This is a genomic window from Streptomyces hyaluromycini (assembly GCF_002217755.1).
Taxonomy (GTDB): domain Bacteria; phylum Actinomycetota; class Actinomycetes; order Streptomycetales; family Streptomycetaceae; genus Streptomyces; species Streptomyces hyaluromycini.
This window is the reverse complement of sequence record NZ_BCFL01000017.1, coordinates 995,813-1,020,742: the sequence shown is the minus strand read 5'-3', so window position 1 is coordinate 1,020,742 and position 24,930 is coordinate 995,813. Positions and strand designations below refer to the sequence as shown.

The 24,930-nt window shown below is 69.8% G+C and carries 20 protein-coding genes; 11 read left to right on the top strand and 9 right to left on the bottom strand.

Going from position 1 to position 24,930, the window contains the following annotated elements; all coding sequences use genetic code 11:
- The first annotated feature begins 186 nt into the window (after nucleotides 1-186).
- From SSP29_RS12620 to SSP29_RS12605, 4 genes are all read left to right on the top strand, one after another.
- The gene (locus tag SSP29_RS12620) at nucleotides 187-1,707 is read left to right on the top strand and encodes a DnaB-like helicase N-terminal domain-containing protein (RefSeq protein WP_089100629.1); all 1,521 of its coding nucleotides are present in this window, start codon (nucleotides 187-189) and stop codon (nucleotides 1,705-1,707) included.
- Between the two features lie 383 nt (nucleotides 1,708-2,090).
- On the top strand, nucleotides 2,091-3,044 hold the full coding sequence (locus SSP29_RS12615; RefSeq protein WP_089100628.1) for a DUF2637 domain-containing protein: 954 nt from the start codon (nucleotides 2,091-2,093) through the stop codon (nucleotides 3,042-3,044).
- Nucleotides 3,045-3,167: 123 nt separating this feature from the next.
- Complete coding sequence (locus SSP29_RS61540; RefSeq protein WP_150134039.1) at nucleotides 3,168-3,794, top strand: plasmid mobilization protein; 627 nt, start codon at nucleotides 3,168-3,170, stop codon at nucleotides 3,792-3,794.
- On the top strand, nucleotides 3,791-5,515 hold the full coding sequence (locus tag SSP29_RS12605; protein WP_089100626.1) for a relaxase/mobilization nuclease domain-containing protein: 1,725 nt from the start codon (nucleotides 3,791-3,793) through the stop codon (nucleotides 5,513-5,515). The genes SSP29_RS61540 and SSP29_RS12605 overlap by 4 nt, the downstream gene beginning before the upstream one ends.
- Before the next feature lie 169 nt (nucleotides 5,516-5,684).
- Here SSP29_RS12605 and SSP29_RS12600 read toward each other — a convergent pair whose 3' ends face one another.
- Nucleotides 5,685-6,251 (bottom strand): hypothetical protein, encoded by a 567-nt coding sequence (locus SSP29_RS12600; RefSeq protein ID WP_145968886.1) that lies wholly within the window; start codon nucleotides 6,249-6,251, stop codon nucleotides 5,685-5,687.
- 603 nt (nucleotides 6,252-6,854) lie between these two features.
- Here SSP29_RS12600 and SSP29_RS12590 point away from each other — a divergent pair.
- From SSP29_RS12590 to SSP29_RS12560, 6 genes are all read left to right on the top strand, one after another.
- Nucleotides 6,855-8,564 carry a hypothetical protein gene (locus SSP29_RS12590; RefSeq protein WP_089100624.1) on the top strand — a complete coding sequence of 570 codons (1,710 nt, stop codon included), beginning with the start codon at nucleotides 6,855-6,857 and terminating at the stop codon, nucleotides 8,562-8,564.
- Nucleotides 8,565-8,918: 354 nt separating this feature from the next.
- Complete coding sequence (gene haaT, locus SSP29_RS12585; protein WP_150134038.1) at nucleotides 8,919-11,687, top strand: cyclophane-containing RiPP biosynthesis TPR protein HaaT; 2,769 nt, start codon at nucleotides 8,919-8,921, stop codon at nucleotides 11,685-11,687.
- Nucleotides 11,688-11,814: 127 nt separating this feature from the next.
- Nucleotides 11,815-12,018: a HaaA family cyclophane-containing RiPP peptide gene (gene haaA, locus SSP29_RS12580; RefSeq protein ID WP_089100623.1), complete on the top strand. Its 204-nt coding sequence runs from the start codon at nucleotides 11,815-11,817 to the stop codon at nucleotides 12,016-12,018.
- A 13-nt stretch (nucleotides 12,019-12,031) separates the two neighbouring features.
- Entirely contained in the window at nucleotides 12,032-13,192 is a 1,161-nt protein-coding gene (locus SSP29_RS12575) for an FxsB family cyclophane-forming radical SAM/SPASM peptide maturase (protein WP_089100622.1), read from the top strand.
- 92 nt (nucleotides 13,193-13,284) lie between these two features.
- Nucleotides 13,285-13,764 carry a cyclophane-containing RiPP N-acetyltransferase HaaN gene (haaN, locus tag SSP29_RS12570; RefSeq protein ID WP_089100621.1) on the top strand — a complete coding sequence of 160 codons (480 nt, stop codon included), beginning with the start codon at nucleotides 13,285-13,287 and terminating at the stop codon, nucleotides 13,762-13,764.
- 747 nt (nucleotides 13,765-14,511) lie between these two features.
- The gene (locus SSP29_RS12560) at nucleotides 14,512-15,465 is read left to right on the top strand and encodes a DUF4365 domain-containing protein (RefSeq protein ID WP_245883076.1); all 954 of its coding nucleotides are present in this window, start codon (nucleotides 14,512-14,514) and stop codon (nucleotides 15,463-15,465) included.
- An 87-nt stretch (nucleotides 15,466-15,552) separates the two neighbouring features.
- Here SSP29_RS12560 and fxlM read toward each other — a convergent pair whose 3' ends face one another.
- From fxlM to SSP29_RS12535, 6 genes are all read right to left on the bottom strand, one after another.
- Complete coding sequence (gene fxlM, locus SSP29_RS12555) at nucleotides 15,553-16,776, bottom strand: methyltransferase, FxLD system (RefSeq protein WP_089100619.1); 1,224 nt, start codon at nucleotides 16,774-16,776, stop codon at nucleotides 15,553-15,555.
- Between the two features lie 87 nt (nucleotides 16,777-16,863).
- Nucleotides 16,864-18,039, bottom strand: coding sequence for a lanthionine synthetase C family protein (locus SSP29_RS12550; protein ID WP_150134036.1), 1,176 nt, complete (start codon nucleotides 18,037-18,039; stop codon nucleotides 16,864-16,866).
- Entirely contained in the window at nucleotides 18,036-21,089 is a 3,054-nt protein-coding gene (locus SSP29_RS12545; RefSeq protein WP_089100617.1) for a lantibiotic dehydratase, read from the bottom strand. The genes SSP29_RS12550 and SSP29_RS12545 overlap by 4 nt, the downstream gene beginning before the upstream one ends.
- An 80-nt stretch (nucleotides 21,090-21,169) precedes the next feature.
- Entirely contained in the window at nucleotides 21,170-21,388 is a 219-nt protein-coding gene (locus SSP29_RS55470; protein WP_089100616.1) for an FxLD family lanthipeptide, read from the bottom strand.
- Nucleotides 21,389-21,584: 196 nt separating this feature from the next.
- The gene (locus SSP29_RS52495) at nucleotides 21,585-21,764 is read right to left on the bottom strand and encodes a hypothetical protein (protein ID WP_145968885.1); all 180 of its coding nucleotides are present in this window, start codon (nucleotides 21,762-21,764) and stop codon (nucleotides 21,585-21,587) included.
- On the bottom strand, nucleotides 21,761-22,168 hold the full coding sequence (locus SSP29_RS12535; RefSeq protein ID WP_150134033.1) for a hypothetical protein: 408 nt from the start codon (nucleotides 22,166-22,168) through the stop codon (nucleotides 21,761-21,763). The genes SSP29_RS52495 and SSP29_RS12535 overlap by 4 nt, the downstream gene beginning before the upstream one ends.
- A gap of 211 nt (nucleotides 22,169-22,379) precedes the next feature.
- On the opposite strand from SSP29_RS12535, the gene SSP29_RS61175 reads away from it, so the two are divergent.
- The gene (locus tag SSP29_RS61175; RefSeq protein ID WP_123060324.1) at nucleotides 22,380-22,940 is read left to right on the top strand and encodes an ATP-binding protein; all 561 of its coding nucleotides are present in this window, start codon (nucleotides 22,380-22,382) and stop codon (nucleotides 22,938-22,940) included.
- On the opposite strand, the gene SSP29_RS12525 is transcribed toward SSP29_RS61175, so the two are convergent.
- The gene (locus SSP29_RS12525) at nucleotides 22,821-23,525 is read right to left on the bottom strand and encodes a 2'-5' RNA ligase family protein (RefSeq protein WP_089100615.1); all 705 of its coding nucleotides are present in this window, start codon (nucleotides 23,523-23,525) and stop codon (nucleotides 22,821-22,823) included. The two genes, SSP29_RS61175 and SSP29_RS12525, sit on opposite strands and share 120 nt — an antisense overlap.
- 55 nt (nucleotides 23,526-23,580) lie before the next feature.
- Complete coding sequence (locus SSP29_RS12520; RefSeq protein WP_089100614.1) at nucleotides 23,581-24,921, bottom strand: NsdA family TPR-like regulatory protein; 1,341 nt, start codon at nucleotides 24,919-24,921, stop codon at nucleotides 23,581-23,583.
- Nucleotides 24,922-24,930: the final 9 nt, after the last annotated feature.

Genomic DNA, 24,930 nt, shown 5'->3' with positions numbered 1-24,930 from the left:
AAATTTCGGCTATGGTCGTAGTCCGCCGTACAGCGGTGGGCGGATCCGCACACGCAAGCGGCCCCGGTGCTACGAACACCGGGGCCGAGGTAGAGGCTCCGCCGCACAACCATCCATCCCTGAACGATCGAAACCGGCACCGGCCGGGGTTGCCGCCCCATAGTGGCCTGCCGGGTGAGGAGCTCTGTGACTCAGGGTACGACCCTGCCGCCCGAGATGCCATCCCGCTTCGACGAGGGCCCCGTGCCGATGGAGCCTCCGTACAACGTGGACGCCGAGCGCGCGGTCCTCGGCGCCTGCATGCACGAATCCGACATCGTCGACGCGGTCCGGCCCATCCTGGGCGAGGACGCCTTCTATCGCCCCGCGCACGAGACAATCTGGCGCGCGCTCCTCGCCCAGCAGCGCGAGGACAGGCCGACCGACCCGATCGTCCTCACCGAACTGCTCCAGCAGCAAGGGGACCTGCAACGCGTCGGTGGCCGTCCGTACCTGCACCAACTCGCCGACGTGCACTACGGCAGCGGCAGCGCGGAGCACCATGCGGAGATCATCCGCGAGAAGGCAAACCTCCGCCGCCTACTTGCCTCCGCGATACGCACCGTCCAACGCGCCCAGGAGCCCGGCGCCGACCCCGAGGCGATACGCAGCGAGGTCGAAGCGGAGATGCGGGCCGAGCGCGAGCGGGCCCTCGCCTCGGGCCAGGGCCGTCTGAACCGCTTCGCCACCGACGGGTGGTCCTTCGTCAAGGAGACCGGCGCGGACGCTGAGCCCTTGTGGGGCACCCGAGAGAAGACCGTCTGGGCGCCGGGCGAAAGCCTGATGATCGTCGGCGCTCCTGGCGTCGGCAAGACCACCCTGGCCCACCAGGTGATCTTCGCCCGCCTCGGCCTGTCGGAGACCGTCCTGGAGATGCCGGTCGCCCCGAGTAGGCGGGTGCTCTACCTGGCCATGGACCGGCCCAAGCAGATCGCCAAGGCCATGGCCCGCCGCGTCTTCGACACCGACGAAGCGATCCTGCGCGACCGACTCGTCGTCTGGGAAGGGCCACTGCCCGCCACCCTCGACAAGGAACCCGACCTCCTCGCCGACCTCGCCGCCGCACACCAAGCCGACACGATCGTGATCGACAGCCTCAAGGACGCCGTCAGCACGATGGTCGACGACAGCCTCGCCGTCGCCTTCCACAACGCCCGCATGCGCGCCCTGCGAGGCGGCGTGGAGATCCTGGAGCTGCACCACCAGCGAAAGGCCACTGCCGACGCCCCGCGCGGCCAGCGCCCCAGCCTGGACCAGGTCTACGGCTCCACCTGGATCACCGCCGGCGCGGGCAGCGTCCTGTTCGTCACCGGCAGGGCAGGCGACCCCGCCGTCACCCTGCACCACCTCAAGACCCCCACCGGTGAGGTTGGCCCGCTGGACGTCACTCACGACCACAAGCGCGGCACCACCACGGTCGACCCGACCAAGGATCCCGCCGTCCTGCTGCGCAACGCCCCAGGCGGCCTGACCGCCCGCGATCTGGCGGCCATCTTGATCGGCGGCGGCGACCCCGAGCGCGCCGACGTCGAAAAGGCACGGCGCCACCTCGCCCGCCTCGTCGACAGCGGCCTGGCGACCAGGGCCGACGGCACCGCCGGAGGAGCCGGAGGCGGGCAGCAGACCCGCTACTACGCCTCCGCCCGCCACCTCACCGCCGTCGGCTGAACCCCCAGCCGGTCGGCGCGAAGCGATCACGCGACCGTACACGCGGCCCTCACGCGAACACACCGCCGTGAACCGCCCACAGCGCTCACGCTCACCGCAAAACCGCAGGTCAAGCGATCACGCGAGCGTCCACGCCGTTCACGCGCCCAAGCGATCACGCGCGGGGCCCCCTTTAGAAGGGGGCCCCGCGTGAACGCCCCCTACGTGAACGCCCCGCACTCCCACCCCACAAGCCTCACTTCCCCGCCCTGGAGCCCGCCCTTGCCCTCCCCTGCCCCGAGCGTCCCGGCAGCCATACGCGGCAGCCGAAGCATCCGCTCCGGCATCGCCCTGCTCCCGCCCGCCCCCGCCACCGAGCACTCACACCAGCTGGGGGTCGTCGCGTGAACCGCCTGGGACGCATCACACTCGTGGTCGGCCTGTTGGCCGTCGTCCTCATGGCCTTCCGGGTTTCGTGGAACGCGCTGTCCGACGTGGCCCGCGCCATCGGCGCCGACTCCACCGCCGCACTGCTCTACCCGATCGTCGTCGACGGGCTGATGGCCCTCGCACTGGTGGCCACCCTCGTGCTGACCGGTACCGACCGGAAGTTCGCGCTGAGGGTCCTGGCTACCTACACGATCGCCAGCCTCCTGCTGAACTACGTGCACGGCCTCATGCCGACTCTGCACACCACGTCGATCCAGTGGGGCCGGTTGGCCGACTGGGCCCCTGCGAACTGGGCCCTTGTGCTGCTGGGGACCTCGCTCCCGGTCGGGTCGATCTACTTCGGGTCGGACCTCGTGGCGAAGGTGTTGCACCACAACCCCGAGTCGGCTGACTCTGCCGAAGCCGCCTGTACCGAGTCGGGCAGTCAGCAAGCCGACGAGCAGGCCGCACGGTCGGGGTCTGACCAGGCCGCATCGGCCCCCGAGCCGCTGACCGAGTCGACCTCCGTGAAGGTCGCCGAGGCGCCCGTGACGAGGCCGACTGTGGCCGACGGGTCGGTACCCGCTCCCCGACCGCCTCGGTCGGCCACCGCGGCGGAGTCGACCGGAGCCGCTCCGCGTCGGGCGACCGCTCGGGTCCCCGCCACCGCCAAGTCGACTACCGACCGCACGCGCACCGACGCCGAAGTCCTCGACGAGGCCCGGCGCCTGACCGCCGACTGGAGCGACGACCGGCTGAGCGCCGAACGTCTACGCAGCGCACTACGGATCGGCCAGAACCGCGCCCGCGCCCTGCGCGACCAACTCCAGGCCGAGCGCACTGGCCAGACCGAGCCTCTCGACGGACTCGACGAAGCCACCTCACAGCGCCAGAGGGAACTCGAAACAGCCCCCGTCGGCACCGCCTGATCCCCGTGAACGCACCCCGATCGCACCACCCCTCCGGGTCCCCGTGCCCCGCGCAGAACAACACAGGGCACGGGGGCCACGGAGCAAAACACCCGGCACCAACACCCCACGGAGCACCGATCCATGCACGACCCGCACCACGAAACCCCCGACGCCCAGCAGGCAACAACCACCACCCCAGCCCCAGACAGCACAGCAAGTTGGAGGTTCGGACACTCCCCCGTAGGGGGAGCGCCCGAACCCGACCCCGCCCCGGGGGTGGCGGGGCCCGTCCGGCACCAGGGGGCGCCGGACGGGGAGGCTGCGACCGAGGGCGGATCGCAGCCGGGAAAGGCCGGCCGTGCACGCCGGACCACGATCAAGGGGAAGGCGCGTCCGCGCGCGAAGAAGCAGCGTCCCGCTCAGAGCGTCCGCCTCAGCGATCACGAGCACGGCATCATCCAGGCTGGCGCCGATGCCGTCGGCATGAGCCTGGCTGGCTTCCTCGCGCACTCCGCTCTTGCCGCCGCCCGCGACCAGTCCCGCACCGCCGCCACCGAACGCGACGTGCTCACGGAGCTGTTCGCCATGCGCCGCCAGCTCGGCTGGGCAGGCAGCAACCTCAACCAGGTGGCCAAGGCGCTCAACTCCGGCGGCGAAGTGCCCTACCTCAAGGAAGCACTCGCCGACATCCACCGCGCGGCCCACGCGGCGAAGAAGGCCGTCGACCGGGTGGCCAACCGCCAGGATCAGGAGGGTGAGGCGGCTTGATCCCCAGCATCCACCGGCAGGGCAACAGCACCCTCGGCCTGCTCCACTACCTCTACGGCAAGGGCACGCTCGAGGAACACGTCGACCCCCACCTCGTCGCCTCCTTCGACCACATGGCCCCCGACCCCGGCCGCGACCCCTCGGCCACGAAGAAGGACCTCGCGCACCTCCTCGACCAGCCCCTCCATCTGCTCGACGCCGACCAGCGACCCGAGAAGCACGTGTGGCACTGCTCGGTGCGCGCCGCCCCCGACGACCCGATCCTGACCGACGACCAGTGGGCCGACATCGCCCGCCGCATCGTCGCGGCCACCGGCATCGACCCCGGCGACGGCGCCGGCTGCCGCTGGGCCGCCGTCCGCCACGCCGACGACCACATCCACATCATCGCCACCCTCGTCCGCGAAGACGGCCGCCGCCCCGACCACCACCGCTCCGGCAAACGCGCCCAGGCCGAAGCCCGCCTCATCGAAGCCGACTACGACCTCCACCGCGTCACCCCCGGCGACGGCACCGCCGCCAAGCGCACCACCAGCGCCGAGCGGCACAAGGCCGAACGCCTGGGCTGGGACCGCGCCGCGCGCGAGGAGCTGCGCGAGACCGTGCGCCGCGCGGTCGCCGGCGCCACCTCCACGGACGAGTTCCTCGAACGCCTCAAGGACGCCGGGCTTCTCGTGCGTACCAGGGTCCTGCCTTCCGGCGACGTGCAGGGCTACAACGTCGCCTTGCCTGGTGATCGCAACGGGGACAAGGAGCCGATCTACTACGCCGGCTCCACGCTCGCCCCTGACCTGTCCCTGCCCCGCATCCAGGCACGCTTCACCACTGACTCCACCCCGCCAGGGACCGCCGATAGCGAGCGGCCGGAACGCTCTACCGCGTCCTCGGCACCCGCCGCGGCACGGCGCACGACCGCCCATGCGGCCTGGGCGGCAGTACTCGTCCTCGACCACAGCAGCGACGACGGCACGGCTGCCGCCCAGATCGCCGCCACCGGCGAGGTCCTCGATGCCCTCGCCAAGACCTCGGCCCTCCACACCCGCAACGAACTGCGGCAGGCGGCCTGGGAGTTCGAGCGCGCTTCCCGCTCCCATACCCGTGCCGAGTTCCGCCACGCGCAGGACCTGCGCCGGTCCGCCCGCGACCTGGTCAACAGCGGAAGCGCATTCGGCCGGGGCGAGGACGGGGCCGGCACCGCGATGGTCCTGGACACGCTGGTCTTCCTCGCTATCGCCGCCGCCCACTGGCACGCCCAGCGGCAGCACGCCCAGCAGGCCGAGGCCGCCCGCCGAGCCGCAGCACACCTTCGGGCCGCCTACCAGCAGGCAGCCGCCGAACCCCTCATGGTGCTGCGCGAACGTGGCCGCCGTATCGCCCCGTCCCTGCGCCACCACCACGCCACCACCGTGCGCGCCGCGCTACCCGACCTCGCCGATACTGTCCTGGCCGAGCCCGGCTGGGACGCCTTGGCCGCCACCCTCGCCGACGCCGCGCAGGCAGGCCACAACCCGCAGGTTCTCCTCGCAGAGGCTGCCTCTCGCAGGGAACTGGGCACCGCCGAATCCATCAGCGACGTCCTGGTCTGGCGCCTGCGCCGCATGGCTGGCCTTCCCGCCTACGCCCCGGCTCCGGAACCAACCTGGGTCAACCACCTCACAGACCGCCAGGCCATGGCACCGCGCCTCGCCACACCTTCCGCATCACGCGCACCGCGGCGCTGATCCTGGCGATGGTCCCTAGGCCCGCGACCAGGTGGAACTAGCCGCCAAGACCCGCCGCTCTTTCCGCAGACGCCAGCGCCAGCCGCACATCGTTCGCGGCTACTTCGGCGGCCCGCACGTCCTCTACCCCCTGGACGAGAACCCCATGAGTTTCTGATCAATAACAGTCCTACTGGGATTCCTCGGAACCGTCCTCGCTCGCCCCAACGAGCTTGCCGCCGACGAACACCACGCCCAGCCCGAGGGCAGCTGCACCGGCGGCTGCCACCACCTTCATCCCCGCCCCCAGGAACTGCTTGCTCTCGCTGTCCTTCTCGCCCACCCGCTGTACGTTTTGGTCGAGGCGGTCGTGGAGGGCCTCCCGCTGTGCCCAGCTGAGGTCGTCCCGACCGAGGTCGTCCCGCAGAGCGTCCCGCTGGTCCTGCGAAGCCTTGTAGAAGTGGTTCTGACTGTTCTCGTTGGCTGCGAGAGTGGACTTGTGGGCCTCTGTGACCGCATCGATGTCGGCCTTGCCCAGGTCCTTGAAGGCGGGGAACTGCTCGATGAGCTTGAGCCGCACCTCGGTGGCCATCTCGGGCATCGCTGCCGCGAACTTGAGCACCTTGTCCTTGGACAGGTTCCGCCAGTTCGGGATACCCAACTTCCGCTTGACCGCTGATTCGTTCACGTCGCCCATTTCCTGACTCCGCTCGTCGTCCCGTGAGGCATCCCGGATAGTAGCGGTGCCCACCGACAAGCCCCTCTTCCTCGTCCTCGGTCTGCTCGCCATGACTCTGTGAGCCGTATTCGGGGGGTCAGATACACCCACTGCGCACTCAGGGATCACTATTTGGCCTTGTCAACGGCCTTCGCCATGCAGGCATTAACCAGGTCCGCGCTGGCAGAGGGCACTACGACTACCCTCCCAATACGGACGGCCGTCTGCTTGATCACGCTGCTGCGTCCCCCGGTAGTAAAAGTCAGCAGGTGGGGATCCACCTCTCGTCGCCCAGCTTCGGGGTGGGCAGCTTCTGCGATGTAGCCGTGGAACGGCGCGAGTTCCCAGAATCCTGAGCCCCGAAGCAGAGGAACCCGTAAGTGAACCCCGCATCTGCCCTGGAGACGCGTACGGGTTGGCTTACGGGGTCAGGTCGACCTCGGGGCAGCGCTGCCGTGGCACCACGTGTGGCCGGCCCCTTGGCACGAAGAATTGGCGGAGCCCGGGTGCGCGCGGCGATCGCACCAACCTCGGCCAGCACAAAGTCGTCCGCTACGCGCATCCTGTCGCACCGCCGCCCAAGGCTCAGAAACCTGCGGTTGCGTAGGGCAATTGGCGGTTGCAGCGTGGGAAGATTCGAACATGCGCGTGGAGGACGGACAGTACCCTCATCCCTTCGGCCAGGATGCGGTGGACGCGTTTAAAGACCTGCTCGGCGGGACCCTCCGCCCCCGCCTGCGCCGCGATTTTCCCGCCTGGGTCCTCAAGGCGCCTTTCGTCGAGGCGAACCGAGGCGTGTTCATGTTGCGGTTCATGCCGAAGTGGCAGGAATGGGCTGCCGCCGAGGTGCAGCGGATCGGCATCGACACAAGCGATGTCCTGGCGGGCGAGGCCGGATGGGACCAGTTGACCCTGCTGCATGACGCGCTGCGTGTTCAGTTGCGGCAGATCACTGACCGACGTTCCGCGTTCAGCTGGCTGGTGATTACGCGTCGGATCAACCCTACGGATCTGCTGCCTGCCGCCCGTGCCTCGATCTCCGCGGCCGTGTTGTCGTTCGCCCTGAGTGAGGTGGGGTCCAGCCGTCGCCCGTCCAGGTCGGCCGAGCTGATCACGAGCCGGTGGTGGCTTGCCCCCCAGGCCCTGACCGACCTGGACGAGCTGTGCTCGGTCGGGATGCTGCTGTTCAACGTGTACAACGCCCGTAGGCGCGTGGCCAAGGGCCAGAGCCTCAGGCTCCGTGGACCGCACCTGATCCCGGAGGTCACCGACACGGACGACACCGTTGAGCGTGCGATCTGGCTGTACGACGGCCGACTGAAGTTCGCCGGAGGCCGCGGTAACGACCTGGGCTCGTTCCCGAGTCCGGTCACGGACCGCCGCGAGTCTGCGAACATCATCACCTGGGCGGATCTGCGCGGCCAGGACCTTGTCTCGCGCGATGACGTCGCACGACTCCTTCAGAAATACGGCCCAGTCTTCCCGCTCGGCACGAACATCGAGGACCTGGCGCCCGCGGCCTTCTCCAGCGGAGTCGGCCTGACCCTGGAGACCCAGGCCGCCGCCGCAGTCCTTTCAGCGGCTTGGACCTATCTCGCGGATCGCGGAGCCACCTGGAAGTCCGTTCCAGGCGAATGGTCCCAGTACGGCTATCTGCGCTGCCCGCGCGACTGGCTCATCGCTCGCTTGGAGGAGGGTCCGGCGCTGCCCGAACTGCTCAGCTCATCCTGGCGGGCGGGCGCGACGGTTCGCGAAGTGATCACGCTGCTGGCCCGCAAGCAGGTGGTGCTGCCGGTCGGGCGCTACTTCGTCATCGATCTCATGGGCGCCACCTCGTTGCTGATGCACAGCTTCGAGCGGGCCAAGGAAGGGGCCGCAGCCAACGAATGGGGCAGCTCGTTCGAAACCGCCGTGCAGGCGGCGATCGACACCACACCCTGGAAGCCGACCGGCGCACTGCGTTCGGTGATCGGCAAGAAGGTCAAGGACGAGAACGGCAATGTGATCACGGACATCGACGCCGTCGCCTTCCACTCAGGGACCCTGTGGCTGATCAGCGCGAAGGCATTCCAAGCCGGGCCCGACTACGCGGTTGGTGCCTACGACGCCATCAGGAGGATCGCGCGCAAGGCGGTGGCGGCGAGCGAGCAGTGGAACGGCTACCTCAAGAGGATCCGCCGGCGTCCATCCGCGCTCGGGGTGGACCTGCCTGACGGATGCACGCTCGAAGGACTGGTCGTAATGCCCTTCGTCCCGTACGTGCCGATCGGCTCCTCAGCCGCACAGCCGGTAGGTGACCTCTGCCACGTCTCCAGCATCCATGAACTCATCGCCGTGGCCTTGCGGGCGTAGAGCCGTCCGGATCCCGGCATCCGCCGCGCCACCGACGTCAAGCTGCGCGACCACGATAATCAGAGGTCGGACTGGATCCGCGGGGCGGGTCGCGCCAGGACGCGCGCTGCGGCCTCGGAGTAGGAGCTGTTGAGCCCCAGGGCGGTCAGGTCTGTGATTGCCGGCGGCTTTCGTGGTGCACGTCCTGGCTCAGACGCGCCCTTGACCAAGGTCTACGAGGACTGTTCCGTTAGGGAAGTTGGGGGCGTCTTACTCGGGGGTTGCCGTCGTGACCAGGTCGGTTGGCAGTGCGTGGTATCTCATCAGCCGCACCCGAGGGGAATCGGCCGCTCCCCCGGCTGCTGGGCTCTCCGCATGAGACTCCGGCGCGGGATCGCGATAGCCGTAATCGCCGGAGGCGGCGCTGTGACCACGCTGCTGGTCGGGCTCGTCACGAACGCCGTGTCCAATGAGTCGCGGTGGCCCGGCTGGCTGGGGTGGTTACAGGAGCATGCCTGGCTCTCGTTCGTCGTATTGGGCGTGACGATGGCGGGGATGACGGCTCTGCTCGCCGGGCTTTCGGAGGCGCGGCCTCCCGCGCCGTCGGCGAGGTCGGCGGATGGAGCGGGGCCGCCGGGGGCCGCCCAGGTGCTGCGTTCGTTGCCACGCGACACCGCAGCGTTCACCGACCGTACCGCGGAGCTGGAATTGCTGGTGGGCTCGGTGCGGGCCTCACAGGAGCAGGGCGAGGGACTTCCCGTTCATGTCATCGACGGGATGCCGGGGGTCGGGAAGACCACTTTCGCCGTGCATGCCGGCCACTTGCTCTCCGAGCGGTTCCCCGACGGACAGCTCTTTGTGAACCTCAACGGGTACACGCCGGGGCGTACTCCGGTGCAGGCCGGCGAGGCGCTCGCCTCGCTTCTCGCGGCCGCAGGCGTGCCGACACAGCAGATCCCTGTCGGGGACGACGTCGGAGCGGTCACGGAGGCCCGGGCCGCCATGTGGCGGAGCCGGCTCGCGGACAAGAAGGCGCTGCTGATCCTCGACAACGCGGCCAGCTACCGGCAGCTGGAGCCGCTGCTCCCCGGCGGGAGCGGCTGCCTGGTGCTGGTGACCAGCCGAAGGCGACTGGTGGCGAACGAGGAGGTCGTCATGTCGGTGGACGCGCTGCCGCCGGATCACGCGGTCGACCTCTTCGTGCGGCTCAGCGGGCGGCCGACCGATGCCCTGGACCGGGGTGTGGTGGACGAGCTGGTCCGGCTGTGCGGGTGCCTGCCGCTGGGGGTGTCTCTGCTCGCGGCACGGCTGCGACATCATCCGTCCTGGACCGCTGAGGACCTGCGCGGGCGGCTGCTGGCAGCGCGGGACCGGCTGGGAGAGCTGCGGGCCGGGGAGCGCGCCGTCACCGCGACGTTCGATCTCTCCTACCGAGATCTCGCGCCGGAACGGCAGCGCTTCTTCCGGCAGCTCGGCTTCTTCCCCGGCAGCGATCTCGACCCGTACGTCGGCGCGGCTCTTGGTGAGGTCTCGGTCGTGGTGGCTCGTGGGCACCTCGAAGCGCTCTACGACGACCACCTGATCGACGAGCAACCTGGGAGTCGCTACCGGCTGCACGATCTCCTGCGCGACTACGCTCGCGGTCTCGCCGCCGAGGGGGACAGCATGGACCACGTACAGGCCGTACAGCGTGTGTGCACCTACTACCTGGCCGCTCTCGCCGTCGTAAACGGGCACATCGGGCGCAGTGGTGCGGTAGTGCCACCGGCACCAGACGGCGCCTCGCGGGTGGAGACGCCGGCCCTGGAGTCGCGGGCGGACGCTGTGAGCTGGCTGGAGACCGAGCGGGCCAACATCCTCGCCTGTGTCCGGCGGGCAAACGGCCTCGCCCTGTACGACCTCGTCGTCCGGCTCGCCGCGGCCATGGCGCCCTTCCTGCGCCAGGCCGGTCCCTGGGACCAGGCCGTCGGGCTCCACCGGACTGCCGCCGAGGCCGCCCGCCATGCCGGCGACCAGCGGGCCCGCGGTGGCGCTCTCGCCGAACTCGGTGTCGTGCGGCGCTTCATGGCTGCCTACCCGCAGGCAATCGAGTCCCTCGGCGACGCCGTGACGGCGTACGAAGCGGTCGACGAACGGCGCGGTAAGGCGGACGCACTCAACCAGCTCGGCATCGTCTGGTACCTGACTGCGGACAACGAGGACGCGGCCCGCGCCCAGACGGAGGCCCTCGCCCTCTACCGAGAGCTGGGCTACCGGCTCGGACAGGCGAACGCGCTCGCCGATCTAGGCATGACGCACCGGCAGATGAGCCGTTTCGACGCTGCTGTGGAGGCACAGAGCGAGGCCCTGACGATCTACCGCGAGCTCGGGGACCGGTACGGGGAGGCCAACTCCCTGCGAGACCTGGGCGTCGTGCACCGCCTCATGGGCGTGTACGACCTGGCCACACGGCATCACCAGGAAGCGTTCGACATCTACCTGGAGCTGGACGACCGTACACACCAGGCTTACGCGCTGAACGAGCTGGGCGTCGTCCGACGGCAGACCGGAGACATTGAAGGAGCGCGGACGGCACACAGCCAGGCACTGACGCACTTCACCGAGCTCGGTGAACGGTTCGGCCAAGCGACCAGCGTCCGCCACCTTGGGGTCGTGGACCGCGTTTCCGGGAATGCGACAGAGGCGATCCGGCATCTGGAGGAAGCCCTGGATGCCTACCGCGAACTCGGCAGCCGCGGGGGTGAGGCCGCCTCGCTGAGCGAGCTGGGCGCGGCGCTCGGCGTCGTCGGTGAGCGCGACGGCGCGATCGAGGCGTTCCAACGCGGTTTGGAGATCCTGCGGGGCCTGGGCGACCGGTGCGGCGAGGCAGAGGTACTGAACCACTGGGGGATGCTGCTGCTCACCTCCGAAGAACCGACGGCCGCCCGCCGGCACTTCGATCAGGCCCTCACACTCGCGCGGGACATCCGCTGCCGGCTGGAGGAGGCGCGGGCGCTGGAGGGAATAGGCCGCTGCGACTGGACGGTTGACGGACCTGGTCACGGTGCGGGCTCGCTGCGAGCCGCCCTGACGGTGTATCGGCGGCTGGGCGTGAGCGCGGCCGTGGACGACCTCGAACGGCTGCTGGTGCCACGGTCTGGCTGACACCGACCATGTGGCCGAATTCCCCGTGCCGGCTAAGTGGTTGAGGATGCTACGTTTCCGGCTGATCTGTCGCTTCAACCCCGTCGCACCGTGCCGCCTCCGGCACGTACCTCACGAGGAGCGTTGAATGCCGTCACCCACGTCCGCCACCGAGCCACGCACCATTCCGCCCGTCGGCCAGACGTCCGCAGAGCCGACGATAGCCGGCGCCGCTGTCCTGGACCGTGTGGCCGCCCGCGTCCGGCAACGGCTGGAGGCAGAGGAGGGCGCGACGGGCCGGTTCGGCGACGGAGCCCACGCGGCTTCGCTCATCTGGCCCTGGCCGCTGTAGGCGCATCTGCTCGATGACAGAACCCGAAGACCCCGTTCCTTTCCGGACGTTCATCCTCAAGGTCGCCAACCGCTGCAACATCGACTGCGACTACTGCTTCGTCTTCAACTCCAGGGACCAGGCGGCGCGGCACCTGCCCGCCCGGATGGACCTCGCTGTGGCCCGGGCCGCGGCCCGGCGGATCGGTGAGCACGCCTCCACACACGCTCTTCGGACCATTCACGTCGTCCTGCACGGCGGAGAGCCGCTCCTCGTCGGCGTCCAGCACATGGCCGAGCTACTGGAGGTCGTTGGGGACAGTGTGCCGACCGGGACGCGGGTACTTTTCGAGCTCCAGACCAACGGGACCCTTCTGTCCGGGGCCTGGCTGGACCTCTTCGAGCGGTACGAGGTCGCGGTGGGTGTCAGCCTCGACGGACCGCCGCGTGCCAATGACAGGCATCGCCTGACCCACGCCGGGCGGTCGAGCGCCGCGTCCGCCGTGCGCGGCATCGAACTCCTGCAGTCACGGCCGCACCTGTTCGCAGGGCTTCTCGCCGTCGTGGACCTGGCCAACGACCCAGTGGAGGTCCACGACTACCTGGCGGCGTTCGAACCGCCCGTGATCGACTTCGGCCTGCCGCACGCGACCCATGACGACCCGCCGCACCGCGCCGACCCGAGCGTGCCCGAGTACGGGCTGTGGATGAGCAGGGTTTACGACGCGTGGCTCGCCCGGCCCGAGTACGGGCACAGCGTCCGGATGCTGGAGGACATCGTGGCCCTCAGCTCCGGCGTGCGCGGCTCGGTGGAGACACTCGGCCTGGCCCCGCCGACGAGCGTCGTGATCGAGTCCGACGGCTCCATTGAGGCGGTGGACACCCTGCGGTCGGTTGAGGAGGGCGCCTCCTGGCTCGGGCTCGACGTCCTCCGCCATTCTTTCGACGAAGCCCTGTCGCATCCGAAGTTGCTGCACCGGCAGCACGGCAAGGATGCGCTCGCCGAGCAGTGCCGCACCTGCCCCCTCGTGGACGTGTGCGGCGGTGGCTACCTCCCACACCGCTTCAGCGAAGCGCAGGGCTACCGGAACCCGTCTGTCTACTGCGCGGATCTGGAGTACCTCATCCGACACGTGCAGGGCTCCCTGCGGCAGCACGGCTGGAATCCGTATGCGCGGGCCGCCGCGTCGCCGTAGGCGCGTGTGCCGTACCGCCAAGAGGGGATCACGCGTTGGAACGAGCGAATGCAGCAGCGACCGAAGCAAGCGAGGAAGGACAGGAGGCGCCGATGACCGCGACGATCCGTCCCGCGGAGAAGCGGGACGTCCCGGCACTGGCCGAACTGATCGAGGAGATCGAGCGGTTCTACGGGGCTACCGACACAGATATCCAGCCGATCGAGGAGCGCCGTCTCCAAGTGGAGGAAGCCCTCTTCGGCGCGCCACCACTGGCTTACGCCCTGCTCGTCGAGGACGAGACCGGGGACATCGTGGGCCTCGCCGCCTATTCCTACCTCTGGCCGGCCGCCGGATCCTCGCACTCCTTGTTCCTGAAGGAGCTCTACGTCCGTGACACCCTGCGTCGGCAGGGCATCGGTGCTCGCCTCATGGGTGAACTCCGCTCCTTGGCCGCCGCGCGCCCCGGGTGCAGCCGAGTGGAATGGATGGCTGACCGCGACAACCCAGGCGCACCCGCCTTCTACGAGGCTCTCGGGTTCACCGAGTCCGACGGGAAGATCGTCTACCGGGTCGACTCCGGCACCGCGTGAGGGCGAGTGGGACTGTGAAAGTGGAACGCTGCGAGGAGTGCGGCAGCCAGATCGTCATCGGGCTTGGGTGTGACTGCCGACCGGGTTCGTCCGCTTCGGCGGCCCCTCGTTCGGTGAAGACGTCCGTGAAGAGGGAGTGGCGTGCTGATCCGGATGACACGATCCTGATCTCTCCAGGGCAGTGCGCGCACCTGCCCGGCTGGTGCGACCACATGACCGAGGACGATGTGCGACCCCCGCAGTGGGGGTGGATCCCGAACCCTCCGCACGGGCTCTGGGAACGCCTGAGCAGTGCCTTTCCGGCGACTGCGACTGCGGGCAATCCGAAGCGGATGGCCGTGCGGCGGCGCACCACCTGTGAGGTGAACCTCGCCCAGGGCTGACCACCGACCTCCAGCACCACTCTGCTCCCGCTCCGGTGGGCGCGGTCGTACCTGCCGACAGCCGCATCCGCGTGCGCCGGGAACAGCAGGGTGACAGGGATGGTGCTGGTGAGCTCGCGTATTCAGCTGTCGCCGGTTCTCGGGATGGTCGACTCTTTCGGTGACCGTGTGTGAACTCGTCGCGAGGGGCTGTGACCATGCGGTGAGGATGAAGGTGTCACGATAGTAGACAGCACCAACGACCAGCGTTCGCGGCTCGCTGGCGGGCTTGGGCACGGGTAGCCACCTGGGGCTGGAAGCCCGGGTGTGGTTTGCGCGCCTCCCGGGAGCAGCAACGCGCCAAGGGCAGCGAATAATGGCGGTCATGATGCGCCGAATTCCTGCTGCCAAGGTCGGCAGCGAAGGAGTCACTCACACCCAGCTCGCTGTTCAGGATGAGCTGGGGTGGCTGTTTCGAGAGCAGCCGACCGAGGACTACGGGATCGACGCCCACGTCGAAATCGTGGACACGGAAGAGGTGCTGGGTAGGCTGCTCGCGCTGCAGATCAAGAGCGGCGAGAGCTGGTTCAAGGAGACGACTCAAGGCGGCTGGTGGTTCCGGCCTGATGCCGAACACGTCCAGTACTGGCTCAACCATTCCCTGCCGGTCGTAGTGGTCCTTTACGAGCCGGAGGTCCAGGTCTGCTACTGGCAACTCGTCAGCCGCGAGACTTTGCAAAGATCCCGCCGGGGCGGTTGGAAGCTGCTCGTTCCCAGCAACCAGATCCTCGACAAGGATGCTGCTTCGGTGTTGCGTGAGGCCGCCGAGGGCGACCCATATGTACTACGCATCCGTGATCTGCAGCTGGCCCGGCCGTGGATGGAGCGACTCGCAGCTGGCGAACGCCTCGTCATCGACATCGAGGAATGGGTCAACAAGACCTCCGGGCGGGGCGAGATCATCCTCGGCGTCGACAACGAGGACGGCCACCCGCCCACCGAGCTCGCGAGCTGGCCCATCATGCTCGGACTCTCCAGCTACGCCGATGTCGTACCGACACTGTTCGCCTGGGCCGAAGTCGGTCTCCACGAGGAGACCTACGACGAAGCCGACTGGGACCAGTACGACACTGAATGTCGCGTTTGGGACAGTGAGATCACCTTTTATTCGGAGGAGTACAGCGATTGGAAACAGGGCCGGTTTTCCGGGCTGCGTCCCTATACCGACGACGGTGAGGTCGCGTTGTGGCGTCTGGAACTAACTCTTAACGATCTGGGCACTGCCTTCATGGTGGTCGACCGATTCGGAGCCACAGGCAAGCGTCAGCTTGTGCAGTAAACCGCGCCCCGATGTAGCGGTGCCCAGGAGGCGTTCCTGTGCCGGTTAGGCGACCATGAGACTGGTGAGCTCGCATGTCTACCCAGGTCAGTAGGCGATGACGAGCCGCACGGAGGGGCGGTCGATCACGGCTCCGTCGGCGAGGTCGCTGTCCGGTGTGTCCGCGGGGTAGGCGGTGATCGCGGGTTCGACGGTCCTGGCCGGGCTCCAGGCACGGATCTGCGCGCAGATCCGCTCGGCAAGTTCGGCGCCGGCCGGGCCGTAGCCGACGGCTCCCAGCCGGAACCGGGGTTCGGTGGCTAGCGGGTCGGCGGTGCGCTCCAAGGTGAGGTAGGCGATGGAGTCAGCCTCGACGAGGGCTGGGCTCAGGGCGGGTGAGGCGGGGCGGTGAAGGCCGGCTTCCAGTGCCGCGGGCTTTGCGGTGATGCGGCAGGTCGCTCGTTCGGTGGCGCTCAGGCGCAGCCAGACGCCGTCGAAGGACTCGACGGAGCCGACCGTCGCGTCCGTCCAGACGACCGACTTCGGGTGGGTGAGGGCGTCGCGCAGCAGGTCTGGGGCGATGGGCTGGTCCTCGTCCCAGTAGAGCCTGACGAGTCGGTTGTCGTCGATATAGCCGTTCCGCTCGCCGTCCTGGCCGATCACCGGGAGGAAACCGCACATCCTGACGGAGTCGGACCACATCCGGTCCTTTTCCCGTCGGAACGCCACGGACCTGGACAGCCCGCGCCATCGCAGCGGGACCACGAGTCGTCCGCCGACCGCGAGCTGGTCCCACCAGGCCGCGGGGAGGTCCCACATGCCGACCGCCGCGATCATTCGGTCGTAGGGGCCGAACTCCGGGGCGCCGAGGGCGCCGTCCCTCGTGACCACGCGAACGTCGGCGTACCCGGTCGCGTCCAGCATCCGGCGGGCGTAAGCCGTCACGTCGGGGGCGATGTCGCACGTGGTGACCTGACCGGACTTGCCGGTGAGGTGCTTGAGCAGGGCGGCGTTGTAGCCGGTGCCGGCCCCGATCTCGAAGACGTGGTCGCCTTCGCGGACGGCGAGCTGGACCAGCATGAAGTGCACGACGTCGGGCTGGGAAGCGCAGCTCAGTGGGAGTGCGTCCTCGTCGGGGTTCTCCTTGATGGTCACGCTCTTGTTGGCGTACGCCTCCTGGAGGGGCGCGTCGGGGAGGAAGGCGTGGCGGGGCACGGTCCGCATGGCGGTTTCGACGCGTGCGTCGCGGGGGCCGGAGACGTCCTGCTGCAAAATGGCGTCGACCAGGCGGTTGCGCAGGTCCTCGGGGGAGGCGCCGGTGGTGGTGTTCATCGCGTCCTTCCGGAAGGTGCCCGGCCGTGCGTACGGCAGGGGCAGATCGTACTCAGGTGATCTGGTGCGGGGTGCGGTTCGCGAGCGTCATCCCGCCAGGAGCAGGCAGCGGTCCCAGGGGGCGGTGGCCGCCGTGTTGACGGGGTCGGTGAGACGGACCAGATGAATGCCCGACGTACCGTCCATCAGGCCGACGCCGTCCGGCAGTCCGCTGTGGTCCAGGTGCTCGTCGAGCCGGGCCCGCAGACGGGGCAGATGGGCCGCGAGTTCGTCATCGACGGCGTCGGCGGCGGCACGGGAGGCGGTCTGTACGAGCCCCGCCCACCCGTGGCAGAGGGATGCGTCGGTGAGTTGGGCGAGCTGCTGGTCGTCGGCCAGGCATCCGGCAAGGGCCTGTTCGGCCCGGCGTTGCCGGTCGCGGTCGCCGAGGGCGATGCCGACGAGTTGTTGGGCACGGGCGATGCCGGGGGTGCCGTAGCACCAGGACGGACGTCCCGGTACCGAATGCTGGAGAGCGCCGCGTCGGTGTTCGGCCCGGGTGACCAGGCCCGGCCACCAGGCGCGCGAGCCCGTACCGTCGCGCCACTGGTCGAGCCAGCCGCATATCCGGATGATGGCTCGTTTCTGTCCGGGCACCGTGTGGCCGTGGCGCACGGCGATGGCCAGCAGCGCGAGGGGTCCACTGATGCCGTGGGCCAGACCGAAGTTTCCGTGTCCGCCGGGCCACCGCGGCGACGGGCGCAGGTCGGGGCTGTCGCTGCTCCACCAGCCGGGCAGGAGCTGGGACTCGACGGTGATCGGTTCGGTCAGCCGCACTAGATAGGCGAGGACGTCTCGTAGTTCCGTCCGGTGACCGCGGTGGAGGTGGTAGACCCCCAGGCCGGTCAGTCCGCTGATGAGGTCGTACTCGCCCAGGCTGGGCGGCGCGCCACGTTCGATGCGTGCGTTCGCCCGCTTGAGGCGGTCGCGAGTGACGTCGGCGAGGTGTGAGTCCAGGGTCGCCAGGGCGCGGGTGCCGGTGTCCGTGTGCGTGAAGCTGAGGACGTACGCGACGGCTGGCGCGCCCTCGTACAGGCCGCATGCCTCCGGGGCGGCCTGTATCGGGCCCTTGACCATGGCAGCGGCCCACGGCCGGAGCGCATCCGTGTCGTCTTCGCCGGTGTGGGATCTGACGGCGTGCAGCAGGGCGGCTCCCGCCGCGCCGGAGTACAGCGACTGGCCCCAGCCGGGCCTGGTGGGTGTGGGCGACGCGTCGTGGTTCATGGGTGGCTCTCCCCCAGCCGGGCGGTCCACGCGAGAGCGGACTGACGGGCCAGGCGGCGGCAGATCCGCTCGTCCTCCCGGTCCAGGCCGCGCAGGCGGTTGTGGTGCATGTGCAGCAGGGACTCCAGAACCGAGTCGAGGTCCATGTCCTTGGCGAGGTGTTCGCGATACAGCGTCAGGGCCACGGCGCGGCGGTGCCACGCTTGGGCGAGCGCTTCGCCCCAGCCGCGGGCGTGGGGCGTGGCGTGGCGAACGAGGTCGATGGTCTGGTCTCTGGCGCCTCGCTCGACTCGGGCTGGAGGCGCGGGACGGTTGGCCAGCCAACGCATGCCCTCGTCGGGGCCGAGCAGGCCGCAGGCAATGTCCACCATGCCGGCCGCGGCCAGTGCGCGTCCGTCGACGCCGTCGGCTCCCAGGCCCTGCAGGACGGCGAGGGCGTAGGCCGAGTCGGCGGTGAACACCGCCTCCGCACCGCGCAGGGAGGCGCCGGGGCCGTAGCGGCCGATCTCTGGGGTGTAGGTGTCGAACACGAGCCTGCTGCTGAGCCCCTCGTGGCGTAGCCCGGCGGCCCATCGGGCGACGAGCTCGGTATAGGCGGCGTACTGTCCGGGGCTTCGGGTGCGGGTGCGCAGGCGCAGGTGGTCGGGGTCGTGCGGGGTGCGGTAGCGGACGAACCACCACTCGGGTCCGCCTTGGAGCTGGGCCATGAGCCGTGCGAGGTGGGTGCCGATCAGTTCATCGAACTGGTCGGGGTGCGTGTAGATCTTGGCGTTCAGCCAGGGTGCCCACACCGACCCCGGTACGGGCCCGAGGGTGCTGTTGGTGAGCACGGGGAGGGGGCCGGAAAGTGGGTCGGGGGCTGGCGGGCGGGTGCTGGTCATCGGCAGGGCGATCTCGTGGACGTGGCCGCCGATCCAGCCGTAGCTCTCCTCGGGCGGCGCCTCGGTGAGCACGGCCTGGTCTTCCCTGGCCAGGTGGGCGCGCAGGACGGCGACGTGGGCGGGCACGTCGAGCCGCAGTCGTCGTGTGCGGTCGTCCTCCCGCAGCTCGACAGCATTGTGGCAGTGCCACCGCTTCCGCCAGCGGCCGAGGGCGTCCGCCCACTCCCGGGTGTCCGTACCCCGGCCTGGGAGGGCGTCGGCGGTCAGGTTCCAGCGGCCAGGAGAGAGGATCACGCGCCCGTAGCGGACGCGTGGCAGGAACGGTAGCCGTGCGCCGTGCGGGCCCCAGTCGAAGCCGGTCCAGGCGGGGCCGAAGGCGCGGGTCAGGTGCGCCAGGAACCGGGCCAGGGGCGGAGGTTGCTTGTCCAGGGCCATGGCGTGAAAGACCTGCGGGTCCACGACGCGACGGCGGGAGATGCTGACCAGGTACAGGCGAGTGTGCGTGGCCGTGACCGCGAGGTCATCGACGTCGATGAGCGTCGGCACGGTGTCGGCAGGGCTGCGGTGCTCGCCCAGTGGGATCACGTGCGGGAGATAGGCGGGGATGCGGGCGACGTTCTCGGTGTGCGGGTACAGCGGCGGGAAGGAGAGCTGCGCGGTCAGCGCGTTCTCGACGCTCGCGGGGACCTGACGGTAGATCTCGTCGAGTCCCGAGCCGGTGGCGACCGGTGAGAACCGGGACGTGAGCGTTCCTGCGGCGCGGGCCGGCGTCACGGTGAGCGTGAAGTCCCCACGCTCCAGCGCGGGCAGGCTGTCGGCGTGCAGGCGCGCGCACATCTCCACGTGAGGCGGCGCCTCCCGCGCGGCCATCGTCTCGTCGGCCAGGCGGTCGATCATGTCGTCGGTGAGGACGATCTCTCTGCCACCGTCGGCCAGGGCCTGCCAGGCCAGGGCCAGCAGCCGCTCGTCCCGCTCGGAGACCACCGGTGGCGGCGCGGTCATGCGGCTGCCGGGATACTCGGCCGGGTAGCCGAGCCCGGACGCCGCGTCGACGACCTCCTTGACCGGCACCAGCGTGCCGGTGCCGTACCGCTCCCAGAACGCGACCTGGTACTCCTTCCACACACCCTGGCCCGCCGGTCGGCGCGTCAACCGCAGCAGCGCATCGGCGGCCCGCTCCATCTCGCGCGCGACGCTCTCGGGGATCTGTACGTCGGCGTCCAGCCGCAGGTCGATGGTGAGAGGGCTTCGGCCCGCGCCGGAGAGCCGACGCAAGAGCGGCGTCAGCGCCTCCCGTTGGGGCGCCTGGCGGTTCGCGGGAAGCCGGTTGTGCTCGTGCACGGCGCGTCGCACCGCTTCCAGTTCGTGTAGGACCTGCCCGGCCTCCGGCACCGTACCGACGTCCACGCCGTGCAGTCGCTCGATCAGGTGGGACAGCGGATCGGTGTCGGTCATCGGCGGGCGCAGGCTGGTGATCAGGAACTTCTCGCGCACCAGCGTGCCGAGCAGTGTGGTGATGTGGCGTGGCTCGGTTCGGGGAAAGGCGGAGGCCAACTGCTCGGCGAGAGCGGCGAAGCGAACCGGCTCGCGCGCGAGGTCCTCGATCCAACGGACCGCGCTGGTGCGCCGGACGGTGGCCCCCATCGGCCCGCCGTGCGGGACGTGAAGGCGTCCGCCTCGGCGTGCCGCCAGGTTGTTCAGGACCACGTCCAGGCGTTCCAGCAGGTCGGGGCTCGCCTCCAGACGAGCGACGACGTCGTCCAGCCACTCGGTGTCCACCCGCGCCACGGCCCGGTGTGCGTCTCCCCATCTCGCGTACGGTGTGGAACCCACGCCGACCGGCGCCACCCCGGCGAAGAGGCCGAACGGGGTCGGCCGCCCGGTGGCTCGCAGCGCGTAGCGGACGGTGGCCAGGGCCGCGCGCCGGACCTGCTTGGGACGTGCCGGCTGCCCCGCGCGGATCGCGTCGACCCGCGTGGCAAGGTCACCACTCGTCTGCCGGACGGCGTCGGCGAACCCCTCGTCGGCCCACACCTGCTTCAACCATCTACGGCAGGCGTCCGTGTCGGCCGGATCGGGCCACCACTCCGGCAGGCTCGTCAGCGGCATCGCGGCGGCCCGGAGCAGGGCCGTGCCCGTGTGCTGGTAGAGCTTTTCGTCACTTCCCATTTCCAGTGCCTCCGCCATAGTGCTGTGACCGGGGCGGGGCCGGGAGCGAAAGTGCTCCCGGCCCCGCGTACGAGCCGCTGTCAGACGGCGCTCGCGCAGGACGAGGCGCAGGACGGCTTGCAGCCGTCACCGGTGTCGCACGCCCTGGGAAGCAGGTCAGAGTCGACCTCCGTGATGATGGTGAGGTCGATGTCGAAGGGGTCGGCGGGTACGTCGAGGGCGCCTGCCACGACGGACGCCTCGGCGCCGGCCGTTACCGGCGGTGGCGCGCTGATCGGGCTGAGTGTGGTTGCGGTCATCGCACTTCCTCTCGTGTCGGAAGGGTTCGAACGGTTCGTCGTACTGCTGGCCGGCCGGTGTGCGGCTCGCCGTGCCGCACACCGGCTGGCTTCCTGCATTCGCACCTTGCGGTGCGGCCCCTCTCCGGCTGATCGGATTCCGTGGGGGACGGGGATTCGGAGCATCCGGAGAGGGAGTCGAGGACGCGGGCCGTAGCTACCGGATCTGGCCTGCGTAGAGCGTGGTCAACGCTGTGCCGGTCACCAGGACGGGCAGGAACAGCACTTGGAAGGCGCCGAAGCCGAACCGGCCGACATACTTCGCCGGGTGCCGCAGCACCAATCCGAGCTGGCTGAGCAGTTGCCGCAGAGGCCGTAGCCGCATGCTGGTCATCACGCCGCCGTCCTCCGTAAGAGCGTCGGGACGGTGGCGTCGACGACCGCCCACGGTGTCGTGATCAACGCCCCGGTCCGGGCCTGCCAGGCCGCGAGGTTCGTCTTGTCCTCCTCCAGATGCCCCAGCATCACGAGCAGGGGGGTGACGATCCCGGCCGCCCGCCCCTGCTCGACCGCGGCCAGAGCGTTGTGCCAGCCCTCGCACAGGGCGCGGCTCTCGAACGGTGGCGCTCGGTCGACGTACGTCTCGACCGCCTCCCAGCCGGCATCGGCGACGTACTGCCGTGTGCTGGCCACGCTGTGGTCGGCGATCTCACCGAGCGACGCGGGCAGGCAGGCATACAGCACCAGGCGCGCGCCCGGGGGCACCTCGTGCGGTGCGGTCTGCCTCGCGCTGCCGCTCATTCCGAGTTACCTCCAGCCGGTTGGGTCGAGACGCCAAGGGCCGGCGTCTCGAAGAAGAGCCTCGCTGGGGGCGGCCGACGGCGGTACGCCGTCAGGACGCCGTTGGTCCGCCGTCCGGCGGCGCGCGAAGAGGCGGAGCTGCGGCGTACCGTCGCGGCTCACGGATGGCGAGGCTGATCGGTCCAGTGCCCAACCGGAAACGAGAGTGGCGATGGACGCGGTAGACGAAGAGCGCCTCTGCAGGCAGACACCGGTAAGGCGTCATTGGGTGAAGTTGGCCGACTACGCCGAGCCTTCGGGCCTCGCGCGGCGACACGTACACGAGTCCCTCAAGGGATGTGCCACACCGGGGCGCGTCGACGACGCCGTTCTGGTCGCCTCGGAACTGGTGGGCAACGCGGTCAGACACACCGCCGGCGGACCGGACTGCATGTGCGTGGAGGTCTACCGGGACGTAGCGGTACTGCGAGTCCACGACGCGGGACGGGATGTCTCCGAGGTCCGGGCACGATCAGCGCAGGCGTCGCCGGGTGAGCTGACGGGAAGTGGTCTCGGACTGCTGCTCGTCGGGGCGCTGGCCTCCGAATGGTCGGTCCGGCCGACCGCGATCGGTAAGGAAGTGGTCGTGGTCTTCCCCCTGGATGTCCGTGGGCTACCCGAGCGGGACGCTCTTCCGTACATCCCAGCGGTACGTCCGCCCCTCGCGGCGGAGCTCCACCAACTGAACGGCGGACACGGAGAGCTCGACAGCGGGGAGAGCACGAAGTGCTGAGACCGCCTCCACGACGGGGGCAGCGGGACGCCGACGGTTGTTGTAGGCGAGGCTCAGGTGCGGTCGGAAAGCGGACGTCGGCTTCTTCGGCGCGAGACCAGCACTGCTTCCGGCCTCGGCCAGTGCGTGGTGCAGCCGAAGCAGGGGTTCCCACGGGCCGAGGGACAGTCGGACGGCACCGCGGGAGCCGGCCAGCGGCATGGCACGTATGGAGAATGCGGGGGGCAGCAGCGCCTCCGCGTCCCGCGCCAGGCTGTCCAGCTGATCGGGGGCGACAGCGCCCGGCCTGCCCACGCGGGCGAGGGTGATGTGCAGCCCGTCCGTCGGCACCGGGTCGAGGCCGAGGGGGGCCAGCTCCTCCTGGCAGTGCCGGGCGAGGGTCGCGAGCCGCTGGTCGTCCGGAAAGCTCAGCATCCAGTAGTACGCCCGGCTGCCGTCCGCCCATCCGGGGCGTGCCCAGTGATCGGTCATCTCGTCGAGTGCGCTGAACGCCGCCCAGTCGTGGGCCGCGGTGACCGCCGGATCATGCGTGTCGGCGGGAGGCTCGGCGGGGAACGCGGCGGGATCGGCGCTGAGCAGGGGCACCCGTCGAACTCCTTCGGCTTCACACCGCCCCGGTGTACGACAACACCGACGGCGTCTACGACGCGGATGACGCCATGGCCAGGACGGCTGGCTGCGAGCTCCAGGCCCGGAACTCCTCGCCATAATCGCGTACCGCCGGGTGATCACGCCACGGCCTGGCCTGCTCGCGCAGGTCACGGGAGCGTTGGTAGACGGAGCTGATCGGGGTGTCTCCGCACAGCCGTAGAGCCTCACCCCCGAGCGCCATCGCGTGATCGATGTCGGGAGTGCGCTGCTGCAGCAGCGCGGTGGCGACGTCGAGGCGTACCAGCGAACGGCTCCAGGAGGATGTGGAGTGCTCCACGAGGTCGTCGATGTGCTCGGCGTCGCGCAGCACCTGGGCCGTGTTGCGCAGGGCAACGTGTGACGTGACGGCGTTGGCCAGTGTCCGGGCCCGTCCGTACGGCTCGAAGGAGATGCAGGAGGTCAGCCCGACGGGTACCTCGTGGAGGTCGGAGAGGCGGAGTGCCTGCCCGATCGCCTGCTCGACGGCACGCCGGTCACCGGTCTTGCCGAGGGCTCGGGCTCGGCCGTTGGCGAGCAGGCGGATGGACTGGGCATGGCGTGGCGCGCGCTCGACGGCCGCGGCGGCGCAAGCGTCGGCCTCGTCATACCGGCCGGCGTAGTAAAGGCCGAAGGAGAGGGTCCCACGCGCCCAGAGCTCTGTGTCCAGGTCGCCGATCTCACGGCTGAGGTCCCGGGCTTCGGTGCAGTACGCCTCCGAAAGCGCGAAGTCGCCCGTGTTCACCGCCATGTAGCCGAGCAGGCCGGCGGCGCGTGCGGCGAGGCGGAAGAGTTCCCGGCGCGTGCCTGGGGGCTGGCGGCCGTCGAGGAGGGTGTGGGCGAGCTGCCTCACCTGGCGAGCCTGGGGGCGCAGGGCGTACGGCCCGTCCTGCTCGTACCGGTCGGCAATGCCCTCCAGGGAGGAATCCAGGAACGCGAGCGTCGCGGCGTCGGTGTTGCTGGCCGTGAGCTGCCGCGTCCGGGCGACGATGTCCAGGGGGTTCTCGTCGTCCTCTCGTGACGGAAGGGGACTCGGCGCCTGCTCGCGAGTGCGCGGCTCCTCGGAGCGGCCGGACTCGGAGTCGCCGTCGTACACCGCGGAGAACAGCTCGGACACCGGTCTGCCCAGCATGTGCTCCAACACCCGGCAGGCGTCAGGACGGGGCAGAGTCAGTAGCTCCCCGCCGTACCAGCGGTCGAACTGGCGTGGAGAGACCTGGAGGGACGCCAGGCGAGGGTCTCGGTCGAGCTCCGCCAGCCGCACGGCAGCCCGCTCGTACTGGGCGGCGAAAGCCTCGTGCGTCGTCAGGTGCCGCTGCTGGAGCAGCTGCCGAAGCAGCGTTGTCCGTGGCATGGCCCACCC